The following is an 18,690-nucleotide window of genomic DNA, read 5'->3' as shown; positions in this document are numbered from 1 at the left end:
AAACAAAAAAACGGCTGATAAAAGCCGTTTTTTTGTTTTGCTTAAATAAAAGACATAAGAAAAAATGTCATTGTGTAGTAATCGTTTGGATAAACTATATTCGTTCATATAACGTAAAGGAGCGAATGTTATGAGAAGTCACAGATATACGATCAAAGATTCACTAAAAGCTGATGAGGTTGCCAAAGATTTGGAACTGCAGCTAGACATAAACCGAATGTCGGATGTCAGAATTCTTTCGGTAAATGCACAAAACGAAATACTCGTTCAAATGCAGGAGGAGAACGAGGAAGCAGAAGATGTTATTGATGTATTTATGAAAGAGTATAAAACAGAAGAAATTATTGAATAGCACGTAATTGAGAAGAATATTGAGTGGTTTTGTTGAATAAATAAAAAGAAAACAACTTTATTTTTTATTGAAAAAGAAACGGACGTAAGAAAACTTCTTGTTTATCAAGAAGTTTCTTTTGTATCTGAACATTAGTTTGTATACGCAGGTAGGGGAGAGGTGATGAAGGTGAAAAAAATTGGTGAAGGTCACGTCTTTTTTATTATTCTCGGAGGCCTGTTTATTTTAATAGGTACACTCTTTGCAAATACTTCTGTTTATTTTCTCATCTCCGGATGGATAGCAGCTGTCTGTTGTTTAGGAATCAGTGCTGTACTAAAGAAAGGAAAAACAAAATCAGTCAGTAAAGAAGATGAGCAATAATAATTTTTATATAAAGATGGAAATTAAATATATGAAAAGGAAGAATGGATATCCATTCTTCCTTAAGTCATGGTGTGTATGAAATTGTCTTAGAAACGTCCGCCGCCAAGTTGTTGCTCAGCTAATTGTACAAGACGTTTTGTGATTTCGCCGCCTACTGATCCGTTTGCACGTGCAGTAGTGTCAGCTCCTAAATTTACTCCGAACTCGCTAGCGATTTCATATTTCATTTGATCGATTGCTTGTTCAGCTCCGTATACTAATAATTCATTATTATTGCTGCTTTTATTGTTTGCCATTGTATTCAACTCCTTTCTGTAACGTTAAGGTGTGAATAAAGGAAGAAGAATATGCAACAAACTGATATTTATTTTATAAAAAACATATTTTTACGTCGTTTGCCCTTCTAGAAGCTTAACAGGAAGACAGATTTCACGGGGGACATTACTAAATTCTCCTTCAATTTCTTTTAGTAAAATATCAATGGCTGTTTGAGCAATCGATTCGATTGGCTGTTGAATTGTAGTTAGGCCAGGTAACAAAGTCTTACTGGCTTCTGTTCCATCATAGCCCACGATTTTTAAATCTTTTGGGATACATTTTCCTCTTTTTTGTGCTTCAGCAACTACTAAAGCTGCAAGTAAGTCATCGCTTGCAAAAATACCATCTACTTCCGGATGTTCTTCAAAAACCTTAGAAATAGTTTCTCGCTGAATGTTGCGGTCAAAGGTATTTGAAATCTCATACGTGATAGGCTGTTTTCCGTACTGTTTCATCACGTTTTCATATGCTTTCCTTCTTAAGTTAGCTGGAGTTTCAAGTTTAAGGGGACCGTTAATATGAATAATATGCTTACAATCTTTTGAAATAAGCAATTCCGTGGCTTGTTCTCCTCCAGAATAGTTATCAGAAGATACGGTTGGAATATCTTTGGATAAATAATGATCGACTGCTACTACAGGAAGGCTTTGACTTTCGGAATCAAAAATACCTCTATTATAAGTAACGGCAATAACCCCGTCTACCTGATTTCTGATAAGCATTTCTACATATTTTTTTTCTTTATCAATGCGATTCAGACTGTTACAAAGAAGTACTTTATAGTTAAGGGAAGCACATATACTTTCAATATGAAAGGCTAACTCTCCGAAAAAAGGGTTGCTCGTTTGCGGGACAATCATCCCGATTAAATTTGTTCGCTTATTAAATAATGATCGCGCAATATCATTTGGGAAATAATTAATTTCTTTCATTGCTTTATAAACATTTTCTCGCGTTTCTTTGCTTATGTAACCACGGTTATTTAATACACGAGAAACTGTAGTCGGTGAAACACCTGCAATTTTTGCTACATCACTAATTTTGGCTTTCATCTAGTTTCCTCCTAATTTCTCCAAAACCTTGCTTTTATAGTATATATCTGCTGTGGAAAAGCCTTAAAATAAATGCAATCAAGCGAGCAGCTTTCCAGTCGCTACGTTTTATTTTGATAAATAAAAATCTATGTAAGGATTGTAAACGGTTTATTGAACAACTTAAACATACCACAAAGCCCACTTTTACGCCTAATACAAGCTTTTTGCAATATAAAATGTGAAACCGGTTGACATATGAAACCGGTTGACATAAAATCAAGTTGAAAGTGCTTTCATTTTGTTAGATAAAAGATTTTATATCTTAAGCTAAAGGGGTAACTAAAATGAAAAGTTCAAAAAGTTTATATTGGAAGCTGAGTGCATATTTTTTCTTCTTCTTTTTTACGTGGTCGTCGAGCTACTCTTTATTTTCTATCTGGTTAGGGCAAGAGATTAAGTTGAACGGATCAGCTACAGGCTTAATCTTTTCTGTAAACGCTATCTTTGCATTGTGTATGCAGCCTTTGTACGGATATATATCTGACAGGATAGGTTTAAAGAAACACATTTTATTTTTTATTAGCTGTCTTTTAGTGTTTGTAGGACCATTTTATATTTTTGTTTATGGGCCCTTACTTCAATACAATGTGTTGATAGGAGCTATTATTGGAGGCTTATATTTAGGAGTAGCGTTTTTGGCGGGCATCGGAGCGATTGAAACATACATAGAGAAAGTCAGCCGAAAATATAAATTTGAGTACGGGAAATCTAGAATGTGGGGGTCATTAGGCTGGGCTGCAGCTACATTCTTTGCAGGACAACTATTTAACATTAATCCTCATATTAATTTTTGGGTGGCATCCGTTTCAGCGGTTATCCTAGTGGCTATTATTTTTTCTGTGAAGGTAGAAATGAGCAGCTATGAAATGGAAAAAGCTGAATCCGTCACGCTGAGAGATGTAGGTAATTTATTCTTATTGAAGGAATTTTGGTTTTTTATGATTTATGTTGTTGGCGTTACGTGCGTGTATGGGGTATACGATCAGCAATTTCCTATCTATTACGCATCTTTGTTTCCTACTGAATCGATAGGTAATCAAGTATTTGGCTACTTAAATTCGTTTCAAGTGTTTTTAGAAGCCGGAATGATGTTCGCAGCACCGTTTATTGTAAATAAGATCGGTGCAAAAAATAGTTTGATTTTAGCAGGATTTCTAATGGGATTTCGTATTATTGGGTCAGGACTTGTGGTTGGTCCAATTGGAATATCTTCGATGAAGCTTATTCATGCATTAGAACTTCCTATTATGCTCATTGCCATCTTTAAATATTTGGCAGCTAACTTTGACACGCGCCTATCTTCTATCCTTTATTTGGTTGGATTCCAATTCGCTTCACAAATAGGTGCTTCAGTTCTTTCACCCATAGCGGGAGGATTATATGATAGCGTAGGCTTTTCCCGTACCTATTTAATTATGGGAGGTATGGTTTTGGTATTTAACGTTATTTCCATGTTTACACTACTAAACTCTAAAAAACATAAGTTTATAAGAAAAGATGTACAAGAAAACACGCAGATTATATAGGGGGATATGATGATGTTAACGATAAATAAAATCGAGCAAGTTCAACGTTCATTAAATGAAGCAGAGAAAAAGGTAAATCATCAATATCGGTTAGGGTATCATATTATGGCGCCAGCGAACTGGATTAATGATCCGAATGGGTTGGTTCAGTATAAAGGAGAATATCATGTTTTTTATCAACATCATCCGTATGACGAGAATTGGGGACCGATGCATTGGGGACATGTCAAAAGCAAAGATCTTGTTCATTGGCAGCATTTACCGATTGCTTTAGCTCCTGGAGATACATTTGATAAAGATGGATGTTTTTCTGGAAGTGCCGTGGATAACCAAGGAGAGCTTACGCTAATTTATACAGGACATAATTATATAGACAAAGAGCTGGATACGTTTTTTCAAAACCAAAATATAGCTGTTAGTAAAGACGGCATTACCTTTGAAAAAGTAGAGGTCAACCCAGTTATTGCGGAGCCGCCGGCAGATAGTTCTCATCATTTTCGAGACCCTAAAGTATGGAAGCACGAGGATTTCTGGTATATGATTCTAGGAAACTCAACAAAGAAACAAGAGGGACGCGTTATTTTATACCGGTCTTCAAATTTACGAAAATGGGAATATGTTGGCGTCCTTGCTAAAAGCGATGGAGATCTAGGATATATGTGGGAGTGTCCGGACTTCTTTGAGTTAGACGGAAAGCATGTGTTAATGATTTCTCCTCAAGGGATAGAAGCAAAAGGTGATTCCTATCACAACCTTTTCCAAACGGGATATTTAGTTGGAGAATATAGTTATGAAACCAATACCTTTCATCATGGGTCATTTACTGAATTAGATCACGGCCACGATTTTTATGCTGTTCAAACGCTTTTAGATGATAAAGGAAGACGAATTGCAATCGGGTGGATGGACATGTGGGAAGCTAATATGCCAACGAAAGAGGATGGATGGTGCGGTGCGCTAACGCTTCCGAGAGAACTAACTTTAAGAGAGGATAAAGTGTTAATGAACCCCGTCCAAGAGCTGACATCACTTCGGAAAACTCAATATAATATGCTAACCAATAAAGCTCTTTCTGAAAGCTATGTAGTAGAAGTAAATGAAGATTTGCTAGAGATACAAGCTGTATTTGATTTAGCGGACTGCCAAGCTTCATCAGTAGGAATAAAAATTTGTGGAATAAACAATGAAGAAACGCTTATGTGTTATAACCTTAATGAGCAAAAGCTAGTGCTTGACTGTACTCACTCGGGAAAAGAAGATGGCGTGAGGAAAGTAGCGTTGCAAGCAGGTGAGACACTAGCTTTACGAATATTTGTGGATCGTTCTTCCATCGAAGTATTTGCAAACGAAGGACAAGCTACCATGACAAGCCGCATTTATCCAAAAGAAAGCAGGCTTGGAATTGAGTTATTTACTGAAGGAGGAGACGTAATCGTAAAAGAGTTAACGTATTGGAATTTAAAAGATATTTGGGGGTAAAATACAGAGGAAGAAGTATATTAATACTTCTTCTTTTTTGAGCATTTAATAGCTCGTCAACAAAGTGGCGGTATATAAATGGATAAGGCACTTTAGATTAAAAGTACGAGCAAATACGATATAATAGGATATAATAGTAAAAGAGATAATGAATGAAAGAGAAACTGTCCTGCTCTAAGATGCCCAAAAGAAAGCAGGATAGAGCAGGGCTGCTGCACTTATAAAACCACGATCAGTAAAGAAAAGAGTTATGTTTTAAGACACAAGAAGAAAAGGAGATACGATGACTAATCAAAAAGAAACAGGATGGAATTTACGTAATAGCTATGCGGAGTTACCAAACATTTTTTTACGCCTCTTGATCCTAATCCAGTGAGTTCACCTAAAATAGTCAAATTTAACGACTCTTTAGCCGCATCTCTAGGGTTGCAAAAAGAACAGCTGCAAAGCCAAGAAGGAGTTAGCATTTTGGCTGGAAACAGTGTTCCAAAAGGTGCTTTCCCACTTGCACAGGCTTATGCAGGACATCAATTTGGCCACTTTAACATGCTAGGAGACGGACGGGCTATGCTGATAGGGGAGCAAGTTACGCCTTCGGGTGAACGAGTGGATCTTCAGCTTAAAGGCTCAGGCCGAACTCCTTATTCCCGGGGTGGAGACGGTCGTGCAGCTCTTGGACCTATGCTGCGTGAGTATATGATTAGTGAGGCGATGCAGGCCCTTGGTGTTCCGACTACTCGGAGCCTGGCAGTCGTAACAACAGGCGAATCCATTGTTCGCGAAAAAGAACTGCCGGGGGCGATTTTGACGCGTGTAGCTTCCAGTCACCTTCGTTTTGGCACATTTCAATTTGCTGCAAAATGGGGAACAGTCGAAAACCTTCAAGCTTTAGCTGACTATGCATTAGAACGTCACTTTTCCCACATAGAAAAGAATGAAAAAAAATATTTATCATTTCTTCAAGAAGTGATTAAGCGTCACGCTACCCTAGTTGCTAAATGGCAGCTTATTGGTTTTATTCATGGCGTCATGAATACGGATAATATGACAATTAGCGGAGAAACAATTGATTATGGGCCATGTGCATTTATGGATACCTATGATCCAGAAACTGTATTTAGTTCAATTGATGTACAAGGGCGCTATGCATATCAAAATCAACCGGGCATTACAGGGTGGAATCTTGCGAGGTTTGCTGAAGCTTTATTACCTCTGTTGGATCAAGATATAGAAAAAGCAGTTGAAATAGCACAAAACGCCGTGACGGAATTTCCAAAACTCTATCGAGAAAACTGGCTGGCGGGTATGCAGGCTAAACTTGGACTTTTTAACGAAGAAAAAGAAGATGAAGCATTATTCCAAGAGCTTCTTACCATGATGAAAACCTATAAAGCTGACTATACAAATACATTTCGTGCATTAACTTTCAATAAGCCAGGAAAGAGTGACCTGTTTGAAAGCGAAGAATTTGCACAGTGGCAGGAGTTATGGCAGAAAAGACTAGGCAGACAAAAACAATCTAAAGCAGAGTCGGAAGAGCTTATGAAACATAACAATCCCGCTGTCATTCCTCGAAATCACCGAGTAGAAGCAGCGCTAGATGTAGCACAAAAAGGAGACTACAGCGTTATGGAAGATCTTCTAGAAGTGCTTTCTAGCCCATATGAATCGCCGGATCAGTCAGAGTATTGTACACCGTCTGCTCCGTCTAATCAGCCTTATCAAACGTACTGCGGCACTTGATTTATTTAGATAAGAACAGCTATTTAAAGACAGCATAAATGAAATCAAAAAGAGCTCTTTATAAAGAGCTCTTTTTGATTTTCTGAAAAATGTATGATTGATTAATTGAAATGATAGCGATTCCTTGGGAAGAGCTGCATAAAATTTAACAGTATAAAAGAATCAAAATAAAAAGAGATTACCTAATTCTTTTGTCTCTTATTATTACCAGTAGAAACTATTATATAATAAATTATTCCACTATTTCACAAAAAATACATTAACGATATTTTCTTGAAGCTTGGGTACTTTAACAGCTGTAGAAAAGCTTATAAAAGAATAGTAGGTTAAATATGATGATGAATTTGCCGATTTAATTAAAAAGTTAAAGATTTAAGACTTTATAACTAAATTAAAAAAACAAAGGGATAAAAAAGGGTATGATCACTCCATTTTACCTATTTGACTTTTCAATATTATGCAAGTAATCTTGGAAAGGTGATGGAACCGGTTCTGTTATTTCACCAGATGGATATGACTTCTCGATACATAGAAAATGGATCACTTGTGAGTAACACAAGAAAAAGTATGATACAAAAGGGAGAAAACAGATGAACATTAAGAAAATCGCAAAGCAAACAACAGCATTATCTTTTGCTGCAGCTATGTTAGTAGGTGCTGGATCTCAAACATGGGCAGCTGAAAGCAATCATAAAGATACAAATAATAATTATAGAGTTTCTCATATTACACGTGATAACATGCTGAAAATTCCTCAGCAGCAAAAAAGCGAACAGTTTAAAGTTCCAGCTTTTGATAAAGCAACAATCAAAAATATTGCCTCTGCAAAAGGGTATGATAAATCAGGTAATTTAATTGACTTAGACGTATGGGACAGCTGGCCTCTGCAAAATGCTGACGGAACAGTAGCCAACTACCATGGTTACCAAGTTGTATTTGCACTAGCAGGCAATCCTAAAGATGCGGATGATACATCTATTTATGTGTTTTATAAAAAAATAGGTGAAGAGTCGATTGACAGTTGGAAAAATGCAGGAAGAGTGTTCAAAGACAGTGATAAATTTGTACCGAATGACCCTCATTTGAAAAAACAAACACAAGAATGGTCAGGATCTGCTACTTTAACATCAGACGGAAAAGTACGCTTATTCTATACTAATTTTTCAGGTACAAACTATGGAAAACAAACTTTAACAACAGCTCAAGTAAATGTATCTCAGCCAAGTGCAGATACGTTAAAAATTGAAGGTGTTGAAGATCATAAATCCATTTTTGATGGTGATGGTAAAAAATATCAAAATATTCAGCAGTTTATCGACGAAGGCGCATATGGTTCAGAAGATAATCATACGTTGAGAGATCCTCACTATGTAGAAGATAAAGGGCATAAATACCTTGTGTTTGAAGCAAACACAGGAACTGAAGATGGTTATCAAGGGGAGGATTCTCTTTACAATCGAGCTTACTACGGTGGAAACAATCCATTTTTCCAATCAGAAAAAGAGAAATTACTGCAGAGTTCTAATAAAAAGAAAGCCTCTTTAGCAAACGGCGCATTAGGCATTGTAGAACTAAATAACGACTATACCTTAAAAAAAGTAATGGATCCATTGATTACCTCAAACACGGTAACAGATGAAATTGAACGCGCAAATGTATTCAAAAAAGATGGAAAATGGTACTTATTCACAGATTCTCGCGGGTCTAAAATGACCATTGATGGTATCGGCCAAGATGACGTATATATGCTAGGATACGTATCAAATACGCTGACAGGAAAATACAAACCGCTAAATGATACAGGACTTGTTTTACATATGAACCTCGATCCTAATGACAAAACGTTCACGTATTCACATTTTGCAGTTCCGCAAGTTAAAGGAGACAATGTCGTGATTACAAGTTACATGACAAACAGAGGCTTCTATTCAGAGGAACACTCTACGTTTGCTCCTAGCTTCTTGTTAAGTATTAAAGGATCAAAAACAACTGTTGTGAAAAATAGTATTTTACAACAAGGACAATTAACTGCAGATAAATAATTTTTAAAAACGAAAGAGAATGGCGACAACTGCTGCTGTTTTCTTTCGTTTTATTATGTAAGCAAAAATATGCTGTAACTGCAGTGCTAAGTAAAATGAAAAAGTAGTATATACAGATTCACAGTTATTCAAAGAAAATGAAACATTCAGACAGACTATAACTTTAAGAATGAAACCGGTTGACATGCAAGGTTGACTAACTTAATATATTTACATATAATGGCTTGAAACGCTTTCATAGATTAGTATGACATGATGGTACTTATAGGTGAAATAACTTGTAGTAGTAGGGAATGTCTCATTTCTTTGAAAGAGAAACTTCCGATCGTGAACTGAAAATAAAGAAGGTGCTTCTAATGAAACGAATTGATAAGGTATACAATCAGCTGTTGAGTAATTTTCAGGAGTTTACAGAAGTGGAACTTTTACATAAACAAGGAAGCTCAGCGATTGAAATTGCTGAACAGTTAGATTTAGAGAGATCTAATGTAAGTCTTGAACTGAACAAACTTGTCCGCATGCAAAAAGTAATTAAAATTAAAATGTTCCCCGTTCGCTACGCTCCGCTAGAGATTGTCGAAACCATTTTTCGTCAAAAGTGGGATACGAATAAGATGGAAGTGGAAAAACTAGAGCAGCTATCTAATGGGGGAAAAGAAGAAGCACTTTCTGCTAATCCTTTTGAATTAATGATTGGAGCCACAGGCAGTTTGAAAAAATCGATTTCTCAAGCAAAAGCTGCTATTCTTTACCCGCCCAATGGGTTACATATGCTGCTATTAGGTCCCACGGGATCAGGCAAATCTCTTTTTGCAAAACGAATCTATCAATTTGCTATATATTCAGAGAGGTTAAAAACAGGGGCCCCGTTCATTACCTTTAACTGCGCTGATTATTACCATAATCCTCAATTACTTCTTTCTCAGTTATTTGGTCATAAGCAAGGGAGTTTCACTGGAGCAACTGAAAGTAAAGTAGGTTTAGTAGAACAAGCAAATGAAGGCATTCTCTTTATGGATGAAATACACCGGCTTCCTCCTGAAGGTCAAGAAATGCTTTTTTACCTCATTGATCAAGGTACGTACAATCGCCTAGGGGAAACAGATCATAAGCGAACGTCTAAAGTATTAATTATTTGTGCTACAACTGAAAATCCCGGTTCAGCCTTACTGCAAACTTTCTTAAGAAGAATTCCGATGACTATCCATATTCCGTCATTAGAAGAGCGATCTCTCAAAGAAAAGATTCATCTCACAACGTTTCTTTTAGAACAAGAAGCTAAACGAATTAATAAAAAGCTAAGTGTCCACATTGATGTATTAAATGCTTTAATCCACACTGAAAAATTTGGGAATGTAGGGCAGTTAAAGTCCAATGTACAGCTCGTGTGCGCACACGGATTTTTAAATAACCTTGATAGTAAACATATGGTGGAACTTACAGTGAGAGATTTGCCTGATAATATTAAACGAGATTGGATTTCAAATAGTAAAAATATGGAGCGCAGCAGAAAAATTTCTGAATATGTAAATCTCAAAACGATCATTTCTCCGGCTATGGAGAGCCAAGAAATAAAAATAGAGGAAGACGTATCATTTAATTTATATCAGTTAATAGAAGAAAAAGTAGATGTTTTAACAAAAGAAGGTTTATCTCAAGAAGACATCAATCAATATATTCTTACCGACATTCATTTGAATGTTCGGAGCTTTTTTAATCAAAAAAATGGCCAGAGTTCTAATTTAATGAAATTCGTAGAAGACGACGTGATTCAGCTTACAAAAGAATTAAAACATTTAGCAGAAAAAGAATTGAACTGTAAATTTGATCGCAGATTTATTCATTTTTTGAGTATGCATATGGAATCCTTTTTAAAGCGAAAAAAACAAGTAGACGTATTAAATACAAAGGAGATAGATGAAATTCGCGAAACGTATCCAAAAGAATATGCGGTAGCCCTGCTTTTTAAAAATCGAATCGAAAAGTGGTTTAACATTGTCGTGCCAGAAATAGAAGTTATTTATCTCACAATGGTTATTCAATCCATTCGAACGTTAGAAGAAAATAAGCGAGTGGGGATTGTGGTTGCTGCACATGGAAACAGCACGGCAACTTCTATGGTAGAAGTGGCTACGGAGCTTTTAGGAAGTACTCCTATTATAGCTATTGATGTGCCTTTGACGGTATCTCCAGTCGAAATTGTAGATAGATTAATCCAGGGAATTAAGAAAGTAGATGAAGGAGAAGGCGTATTAATGCTTGTAGACATGGGCTCGCTTGCCATGTTAGAAAGCAAGTTAGAACAAAAAACAGGGACTAAGATTAAAACAATCAGCAACGTGACGACGTCTATGGTGTTAGACACCGTTAGAAAAGTAAATTATTTAGACTTAAATTTATATGCCATATTTGATTCGGTGCAAAAAGACTTTATGGAATTTATAGATAAGCAGCAGCATGTGTTTGGGAAAAAGAAAGCCCTTGTTTCTATTTGTACAACAGGAAGCGGTACAGCAAAACAATTAGAAAAAATCTTAACGATTATTTCACGGAAAGTATCTCAAGAGCCTATTAAAATTCTAACCGTTTCTTCTATTAAATTAGCAGCAAACATTCGGGAAATTCAAAAAGAATATGAAATTGTCGCAACAGCAGGTACCAAAAACCCTAAGATTGATGCGCCTCATGTATCACTAGAAGTCCTTATTGAAGGGCAGGGAGAGCGAATACTTCAACAGGCAATTACAAAAGAAACGATACGCTATGATGAGGAGAAGACTGAAGGGAATATTGTAGTGCGTGAACTTTGCGAAGAAAACTTGCGAAAGTACCTTCTATTTATTAATCCGTATCTCATAAGTGAAATTCTGTTAGAGTGGTTAAGTCACGTACAAGATGAGTTAGAAATGGAATTAAGCAACACCGTTATGATTCGAATTGTGATGCATACAGCCTTTGCTTTAGAAAGAATGATAAAAAACGAACCCCTTGCTTTTCCGAAGGATGAAGAAATCACTCATCAGTTAGAAAGTATTTATCAAAAAACGGAAAAAACATTACAAGCCGTCGAAAAAAAGCTTAAACTTACCTTAACAAGAGATGAAAAATTATTTATTGCCACCATTTTTGCGGATGAAATGTAAAAATCATATGATAATCCCAAGAAACTAGTTTAATTTATATGCCGCTAGTTTCTTTTTTTATCCCATTTTTTAAATAACAGAAAAACCTGTATTAAAACGCATGACGTTTTGATACAGGTTTGTTTATTTTAAGGAACCTGTATCAACAACATAGAAAAAGGTATTGAAAAATAAATGAAAGCGCTTAATACTCTTTGTTGGCACGATACTTGCAATAAATAAGTGTAGAACGTAAAAGAGAGGAGCAAGTGTACATGATTTCAGTCATTATTAGTGGGCATGGTGATTTCGCACCAGCATTAGAAGGGTCTTCCAAAATGATATTTGGTGAAGAGAATCACGTAGTAGCCGTACCTTTTCTAAAAGGAGAGGGTATCCAAACGCTTGAAGCAAAATATAAGCAAGCATTAGAGGAGATGCCCTTAGAAAATGAAGTGCTTTTTCTAGTCGATATTTTTGGAGGTACACCTTACAATGCGGCTACTCCATATATCCTTAAAAACAAAACAGCGGATATGGTATCCGGAGTTAACTTGCCTATGTTATTAGAAGTGTTAGCCATGAGGGAACACGTTACATTAAAAGAGATGCTAGGGAGATTAAAGCAAGTGAATGAAGAAAGTTTTCAAGTGTGCAGTGAACATTTGGAGAAAGTCCAGCAAGCAAACCAAATCGGAGAGGATGGATTATTATGAAAATCGTTTTAGCAAGAATTGATGACCGCTTTATTCACGGGCAGGTATTAACAAGATGGATCAAAACAAATGCAGCAGATCGAATTATCATTGTTTCAGATGAGGTGGCAGCGGATGAAATGCGAAAAACGCTTATTCTTTCTGTGGCTCCTTCGAATGTAAAAGCAAGTGCCGTCTCAATTTCTAAAATGACAAAAGCATTTCACAGCCCTCGTTATCAGGATACAACAGCCATGCTGCTGTTTGAAAGTCCCGCAGATATTGTTGCTCTTGTTCAAGCTGGAGTGCCTATTGAGACAGTAAACGTAGGCGGCATGCGTTTTGCTAATGACCGAAAACAAATCACCAAATCTGTAAGCGTTACCGAAAAAGATATCGATGCTTTTGAGAAACTGCAGGAACTAGGCGTAAAGCTTGAGCTGCGCCAATTACCTTCAGATTCTAGCGAAAATTTTATTCAACTACTGAGAAATGAAACAAAAATCAAATAAGGAGATGAGTTTATGTCTTCCATACAAATTATTTTATTATTAGTCATTGCAGCGGTAACTGGCATCGCAAGCGTATTGGACGAAGGGCAATCCCATCGTCCTCTCATTGCCTGCACATTAGTAGGCTTGGTGCTTGGAGATTTAAAAACGGGCATTATTTTAGGCGGAACGCTGGAATTAATGGCTCTTGGATGGATGAATGTTGGATTGGCGATGGCACCTGATACGGCTATTGCTTCTGTTATTTCAACTATTTTGGTTATCACAGCTGGTCAGGGGATTGGTGAAGGCATTGCGGTAGCTATAGCTTTAGCAGCTGCAGGGCAAGTACTCACCATTTTTGTTCGTACCATCACAGTATTTTTAATTCATCGAGCTGATAAGTACGCGGAAGAAGGGAACTTTAAAGGAATTGAAATTATGCATATTACTGCTATGGGTTTTCAGGCTCTCCGCGTTATGATTCCAACGTTAATTGTTACATTAATCAGCGTAAGCGCCGTGCAAACTTTCCTCGGAAATATTCCGGAAGTTATTACAAAAGGTCTGCAAATTGGGGGAGGCATTATCGTGGTCGTAGGATATGCCATGGTTATCAATATGATGAACATTCCTCATTTAAAGCCCTTTTTCTATATCGGGTTCTTATTAGCGGCATTTACAGGGTTTAACCTGGTAGGATTTGGGGCGTTAGGTCTTTGTTTAGCCCTTCTTTATCAGCAAGTAATGCAGCAGCGAAATCAAATGCAGCCGGCAGGCGTTCCCGCAGCTACAGGGAGCGAACAAGTATATGATGACGATGATGATTTAGATGCCTAAACGGCGAACTTAAGGGAGGGATAGAGATGGAAAATGAAAAAAGATTAACGAAAAAAGACATCTTTAGCATGTTTATTCGCTCGAATTTTTTACTCGGTTCATTTAACTTTGAGCGTGTTCAGGCAATGGGCTACTGTTACGTGATGATTCCAGCAATTAAACGTTTATACGGACCAGGGGCACAGCGAAATGCAGCACTAAAGCGTCATTTAGAATGGTTCAATACACATCCGTGGATTTCTGCACCTATATTCGGCGTCACGGCAGCAATGGAAGAAGAAATGGCAAACAAAAAAGATTTTGATGAAAAAGCCATCAGCGGAATGAAAATTGGATTAATGGGCCCGCTTGCTGGCGTAGGAGACCCTATTTTCTGGGGAACGCTGCGGCCAGTTCTTGCGGCACTAGGCGCATCTCTTGCGTTAGGCGGGAATATTGCCGGGCCACTGCTGTTTTTTATCTTAATTAATGCCATTCGATTAAGTACAAAATATTATGGATTAAAATATGGCTATTTAAAAGGAACAGAAATTTTAAAAGATTTAGTAGGCAATCGAATTCAAAAACTGACGGAAGGTGCATCCATTTTAGGACTCTTCGTAATGGGAGCATTGGTTTCGAAATGGACCACTATTAATATACCAGTGGTTGTTTCTAGGATCAAAGATGATTCTGGTAAAGTTGTCGTGAAAACCGTGCAAGACGTACTCGACAGTATTTTACCGGGACTGCTACCTTTAGCACTAACTTTATTAGTAGCATGGATGCTTCGAAAAGGTACAAATCCGCTGCTTATTATTTTCGGTATTTTCTTAATCGGTATAGGAGGTTATTGGATCGGCTTTTTAGGCTGATAAATAAGAGGGAGTCATCTATTCTTCTAGCATCTGCTGGTGAACATGTTTTACATAGCCAGTATGCCAATAAAGGAGGAAAGGAAGATGAAAAGAAACGTCAAAAAGTTATTGATGATTGGAGTCGCTTGTTCCATAAGCATGTTTTCTGTATACCCTGTATTAGCTGATAATACAGGGTATTATCAAGAAAAATACCGGAATCAATTTCATTTTTCTCCAGAAGCGAACTGGATGAACGATCCAAATGGAATGGTCTATTATAACGGGGAGTACCACCTTTTTTATCAGTATTATCCTTACGGTACCACCTGGGGACCTATGCACTGGGGGCATGCAGTTAGTACAGACTTAGTGAAATGGAAACACCTTCCGGTTGCTCTTTCGCCAGATGAGAACGGAGAGATCTTTTCAGGAAGTGCCGTTATCGATTGGAATAATACCGCAGGATTTGGAAAAGAAGCGATGGTAGCTATCTTTACGCACTCGGGCAGTAAAGGGCAGGTTCAAAGTCTAGCATACAGCACGGACAGCGGAAGAACATGGACCAAATATGAAGGAAATCCTGTTATGCCAAATCCCCCAGTTCCTGACTGGCGCGATCCAAAAGTCTTTTGGCACGAGCAAACCAAGCAGTGGGTGATGTCTTTAGCTGCTAAAGATAAAATTATGTTTTATACATCACCTGACTTGAAAAATTGGAAATACGCAAGTGAGTTTGGATCTGACGGAGGGATTCAAGCAAACGGTCAAAGCGGTGCCTATTCATATACTTTGTCTGAACAAAAAGGTCAATCTTTTACTCTAGAGGGAGAAATTATGCTTGTAGAAAAGAATGGACGCGAAGGTGCAGGAGGCCTTGTTTTTCGTTCTAATAAAGATGCAACAAACGCATATACCGTCAATTTAGATGCTGAAAAGAACCTCTTAACACTTAACAAAGTAGAGAAAGGAAGCGTAACGACCGTTGTTTCAAAGCCAATGAGGCTGGATACGTCACAAGCGTATCACGTGAAAGTAGAAGCAAACAGTCACCACTTTAAGATACTGCTAAATGGAAAACAGGTTTTAGAAGGCAGTGATGCATCTTTTGAAAACGGTCAGTTTGGACTAACAGCATGGAATTCCACAGCTGTCTTTCGTCATGTTAAATTTACGAATCAATCTAATTTCATAACCAATCTATCTAACTGGAAATCTATTACTGGAACGTGGAATGATACTGCTGCTGGAAAAATCGGTAAATCTAACAGCGACGGATATATTATGAGTGAAGAACAGGGAGATCAGTTCATTTACGAGTCAAATATGACATTTTTAGATGAAAACCATGGTTCAGGTGCACTACTTTTCCGAGCAGACGCTGAAGCCAAAAACGGATATATAGCTAGCGTAGATGCTTCTAAGGATACAATCAAACTAGTCAAGCTTCAAAATGGCATTTCAACTGTCATTGCTGAAACAAACGAAAAAATTGATACGAGCAAATCACATCAAGTAAAAGTAACTGCATCGGGAAATGAACTTGATTTGCATATAGACGATAACTTCACCCTTACTGCAAAAGATGAAACTTTTTCAAAAGGATTGTTTGGACTACACGTTAATCAATCTTCAGTCCGGTTTCAAGACGTTAACATGACAAAGTTTATTGATACAGATGAAAAAGAAATTAAAAATAAAAGTTTTGAAACAGGAGATCTCACCGGCTGGAAAACGATAAAGGGAAATGCATTCACAAACGATCATGTAACGGATGCAACCGCAAATTGGAGCGGTCTTTTTGAACAAAAAGGAAAGTATCATTTATGGGGTTTTTCTGATAAGCAAGATGGCGATAATGCCACTGGAGAATTACATTCGTCTTATTTTAAATTGAGCGGTTCAGGTGAAATTAATTTGTTAATGGGAGGCGGAAACGACCCCACAAACCGCTATGTAGCCTTAGTCCGGGCATCCGACGATAAAGAATTGATTCGTCAAGCGAATACAAAGTTTGCAGATGAAAAGTACCAGCGCTACGTGTGGGATGCTTCTAAGTATATAGGAGAAGTACTGTACATTAAAGCCGTTGATCAAGCTGTAGGAGGATGGGGGCATATTAATCTAGATGATGTGAATGTATTCAATACAGAAAAAATGCCGGAGAAAGTAGACAGTGTAGCAAAAGAACCAGAGGAAGCTAAACAAAGAGAAGGCGGAGAGCTTTCAGATTGGAACACAGTGTCAGGAGAATGGGTGAATTCAACTCACGGAAGCAACGGAGGAATTTGGGAATGTCCTACTTTACTCGAACTGCCGGTTGATGGAGACAGAACGAAGAAAAAATGGGTACTGCAAGTCAGTATCAATGATGGAGCGGCAGCTGGAGGTTCAGGTATGCAGTACTTTGTTGGTGATTTTGACGGAAAAACATTTAAAAATGAAAACCCGCCAAAGGAAGTGCTTTGGACAGATTATGGTGCCGACTTTTATGCTGCTGTAGATTGGAGCGGTGTTGAAGGAGATAACGGAGAAAAGTATTGGCTAGGCTGGATGAGCAACTGGCAATATGCCAACAATACTCCAACAACTACCTGGAGAAGCTCTATGTCAATCCCAAGAAAAATAGAACTCACCAACACAGCAAAAGGGCTTCGTTTAAAACAAATACCCGTTTCAATTGATTCAATTCGCAATAAGCAAGAAAAAAAGGTGTTGAAGAATCTGATGGTTACTGAAAATGAAAATCTTCTGTCAGGCATACAGGAAAACAAATATGAAATTATTGCAGAATTCGATGTTTCAAATACGGATGCACAAGAATTTGGTTTTCAAATTCAAAAAGAAGGCAGCGAAAATACAAAAGTCAGCTATAACGTAAACAAGCAGCAATTATTTGTTGACCGAACAAACTCTGGAAGTTTTGATTTTGGTGAAAATGTGAAAGGCAAACACTCTGCTCCCATGCTTCCAAAAGCCGGAAAGGTTAAGCTTCATATGTTTGTAGACCAGTCGTCTGTAGAAGTATTTGGCAATGACGGCACTGCAGTAATAACAGACCAGCTCTTTCCAACGCTTTCAAGCAATAAAATAAAGCTTTACAGCAAAGGAGGGGCTGTAAAATTAAATTCTCTTAAGATGTATCCGTTAAAATCTATTTGGAATAAAAGTCCTGTTGATACAAACTTATCTGAATGGAAGAATATTAGCGGACTATGGGCCGATACGATTAACGGAAAACAAGGACGAAGCAAAGAAGATTCCTTTACCTTATCATCAAAAGAAGCAAAAAATTTCACATATGAGGCAAAAATAAAGGTGTTAGACGATTCTGTTTCAAATTCTACAGGAGCAGGAGCGCTAGTATTCCGTTCGGATGAACAGGCAAACAATGCTTATGCTGCGAATGTAGATGTGCTGAATAATCAAATAAAGCTCATTGCGTTTAGAGACGGAATAGGAAAGGATCTCATTATTTACGACGATGGGGGAAAGCTGGATTTAAAACCAAATACGGATTACCATCTAAAAGTGATGGCTGAAGGAGAACACATTCAAGTTTATCTCGATGGCAAGCTGGTGATCGATACAATGGACCCTACCTTTTCAGAAGGTTATGCTGGGCTGAACGTGTGGAATTCTACTAGTTTGTTTAATGAAGTGAAATTTGAAATAGTAAAATAACGGATTGTGAGAGCTGCCGCTTACCAAGGCAGCTTTTATATAACATAAAAAAGTATGCTGCGGTGAAGTAGCATGCTTTTTTGAATTTCATAGGTTAATGAA

General features: G+C 37.4%; 13 protein-coding genes and 1 pseudogene. 12 read left to right on the top strand and 2 right to left on the bottom strand.

All coding sequences use genetic code 11. The annotated features are described in order from the left end of the window. The first annotated feature begins 130 nt into the window (after positions 1-130). Both WKH56_RS27160 and WKH56_RS27155 read left to right on the top strand, forming a co-directional pair. Entirely contained in the window at positions 131-352 is a 222-nt protein-coding gene (locus tag WKH56_RS27160) for a hypothetical protein (RefSeq protein ID WP_168760515.1), read from the top strand. Between the two features lie 162 nt (positions 353-514). Continuing rightward, a complete protein-coding gene (locus WKH56_RS27155; RefSeq protein WP_028413937.1) occupies positions 515-715 on the top strand; it encodes a hypothetical protein in 201 nt (66 codons plus the stop codon). A gap of 89 nt (positions 716-804) precedes the next feature. On the opposite strand, the gene WKH56_RS27150 is transcribed toward WKH56_RS27155, so the two are convergent. Beyond that, positions 805-1,014, bottom strand: a complete 210-nt coding sequence (locus tag WKH56_RS27150) for an alpha/beta-type small acid-soluble spore protein (protein WP_013058452.1) — start codon at positions 1,012-1,014, stop codon at positions 805-807. A 90-nt stretch (positions 1,015-1,104) separates the two neighbouring features. After that, positions 1,105-2,088 carry a LacI family DNA-binding transcriptional regulator gene (locus WKH56_RS27145; protein ID WP_048018559.1) on the bottom strand — a complete coding sequence of 328 codons (984 nt, stop codon included), beginning with the start codon at positions 2,086-2,088 and terminating at the stop codon, positions 1,105-1,107. A 326-nt stretch (positions 2,089-2,414) separates the two neighbouring features. Here WKH56_RS27145 and WKH56_RS27140 point away from each other — a divergent pair, with 326 nt between their 5' ends. The 10 genes and pseudogenes from WKH56_RS27140 to WKH56_RS27095 all read left to right on the top strand — a co-directional run bounded on the left by WKH56_RS27140 (position 2,415) and on the right by WKH56_RS27095 (position 18,588). Next, a complete protein-coding gene (locus WKH56_RS27140; RefSeq protein ID WP_028413935.1) occupies positions 2,415-3,656 on the top strand; it encodes an MFS transporter in 1,242 nt (413 codons plus the stop codon). 12 nt (positions 3,657-3,668) lie between these two features. After that, a complete protein-coding gene (locus WKH56_RS27135) occupies positions 3,669-5,135 on the top strand; it encodes a glycoside hydrolase family 32 protein (RefSeq protein ID WP_080968565.1) in 1,467 nt (488 codons plus the stop codon). Positions 5,136-5,418: 283 nt separating this feature from the next. Beyond that, a pseudogene (locus WKH56_RS27130) lies at positions 5,419-6,878 on the top strand (protein adenylyltransferase SelO). 590 nt (positions 6,879-7,468) lie between these two features. Beyond that, positions 7,469-8,920, top strand: coding sequence for a glycoside hydrolase family 68 protein (locus WKH56_RS27125; protein WP_048018562.1), 1,452 nt, complete (start codon positions 7,469-7,471; stop codon positions 8,918-8,920). A 356-nt stretch (positions 8,921-9,276) separates the two neighbouring features. Next, entirely contained in the window at positions 9,277-12,063 is a 2,787-nt protein-coding gene (locus tag WKH56_RS27120) for a sigma-54-dependent transcriptional regulator (protein ID WP_048018563.1), read from the top strand. Positions 12,064-12,317: 254 nt separating this feature from the next. Beyond that, positions 12,318-12,758 carry a mannose/fructose/sorbose PTS transporter subunit IIA gene (locus WKH56_RS27115; RefSeq protein ID WP_028413930.1) on the top strand — a complete coding sequence of 147 codons (441 nt, stop codon included), beginning with the start codon at positions 12,318-12,320 and terminating at the stop codon, positions 12,756-12,758. Beyond that, entirely contained in the window at positions 12,755-13,249 is a 495-nt protein-coding gene (locus WKH56_RS27110; RefSeq protein WP_028413929.1) for a PTS sugar transporter subunit IIB, read from the top strand. The genes WKH56_RS27115 and WKH56_RS27110 overlap by 4 nt, the downstream gene beginning before the upstream one ends. A gap of 12 nt (positions 13,250-13,261) precedes the next feature. Beyond that, the gene (locus WKH56_RS27105) at positions 13,262-14,068 is read left to right on the top strand and encodes a PTS mannose/fructose/sorbose transporter subunit IIC (protein ID WP_013056297.1); all 807 of its coding nucleotides are present in this window, start codon (positions 13,262-13,264) and stop codon (positions 14,066-14,068) included. Positions 14,069-14,094: 26 nt separating this feature from the next. Then, on the top strand, positions 14,095-14,922 hold the full coding sequence (locus tag WKH56_RS27100) for a mannose/fructose/sorbose PTS transporter subunit IID (protein WP_013056298.1): 828 nt from the start codon (positions 14,095-14,097) through the stop codon (positions 14,920-14,922). Between the two features lie 87 nt (positions 14,923-15,009). After that, entirely contained in the window at positions 15,010-18,588 is a 3,579-nt protein-coding gene (locus WKH56_RS27095; RefSeq protein WP_342837039.1) for a glycoside hydrolase family 32 protein, read from the top strand. The last annotated feature ends 102 nt before the right edge of the window (positions 18,589-18,690 follow it).

It is taken from the genome of Priestia sp. SB1 (genome assembly GCF_038898415.1).
This window is presented reverse-complemented; position numbering and strand designations above follow the sequence as displayed.

Excerpts from the sequence above, each read along its gene's own strand:
- WKH56_RS27120 (WP_048018563.1), top strand. The coding sequence starts at position 9,277 with ATGAAACGAATTGATAAGGTATACAATCAGCTGTTGAGTAATTTTCAG.
- WKH56_RS27160 (WP_168760515.1), top strand. The coding sequence starts at position 131 with ATGAGAAGTCACAGATATACGATCAAAGATTCACTAAAAGCTGATGAG.
- WKH56_RS27110 (WP_028413929.1), top strand. The coding sequence starts at position 12,755 with ATGAAAATCGTTTTAGCAAGAATTGATGACCGCTTTATTCACGGGCAG.
- WKH56_RS27140 (WP_028413935.1), top strand. The coding sequence starts at position 2,415 with ATGAAAAGTTCAAAAAGTTTATATTGGAAGCTGAGTGCATATTTTTTC.
- WKH56_RS27100 (WP_013056298.1), top strand. The coding sequence starts at position 14,095 with ATGGAAAATGAAAAAAGATTAACGAAAAAAGACATCTTTAGCATGTTT.
- WKH56_RS27150 (WP_013058452.1), bottom strand. The coding sequence starts at position 1,014 with ATGGCAAACAATAAAAGCAGCAATAATAATGAATTATTAGTATACGGA.
- WKH56_RS27105 (WP_013056297.1), top strand. The coding sequence starts at position 13,262 with ATGTCTTCCATACAAATTATTTTATTATTAGTCATTGCAGCGGTAACT.
- WKH56_RS27145 (WP_048018559.1), bottom strand. The coding sequence starts at position 2,088 with ATGAAAGCCAAAATTAGTGATGTAGCAAAAATTGCAGGTGTTTCACCG.
- WKH56_RS27135 (WP_080968565.1), top strand. The coding sequence starts at position 3,669 with ATGTTAACGATAAATAAAATCGAGCAAGTTCAACGTTCATTAAATGAA.
- WKH56_RS27115 (WP_028413930.1), top strand. The coding sequence starts at position 12,318 with ATGATTTCAGTCATTATTAGTGGGCATGGTGATTTCGCACCAGCATTA.
- WKH56_RS27125 (WP_048018562.1), top strand. The coding sequence starts at position 7,469 with ATGAACATTAAGAAAATCGCAAAGCAAACAACAGCATTATCTTTTGCT.
- WKH56_RS27095 (WP_342837039.1), top strand. The coding sequence starts at position 15,010 with ATGAAAAGAAACGTCAAAAAGTTATTGATGATTGGAGTCGCTTGTTCC.
- WKH56_RS27155 (WP_028413937.1), top strand. The coding sequence starts at position 515 with ATGAAGGTGAAAAAAATTGGTGAAGGTCACGTCTTTTTTATTATTCTC.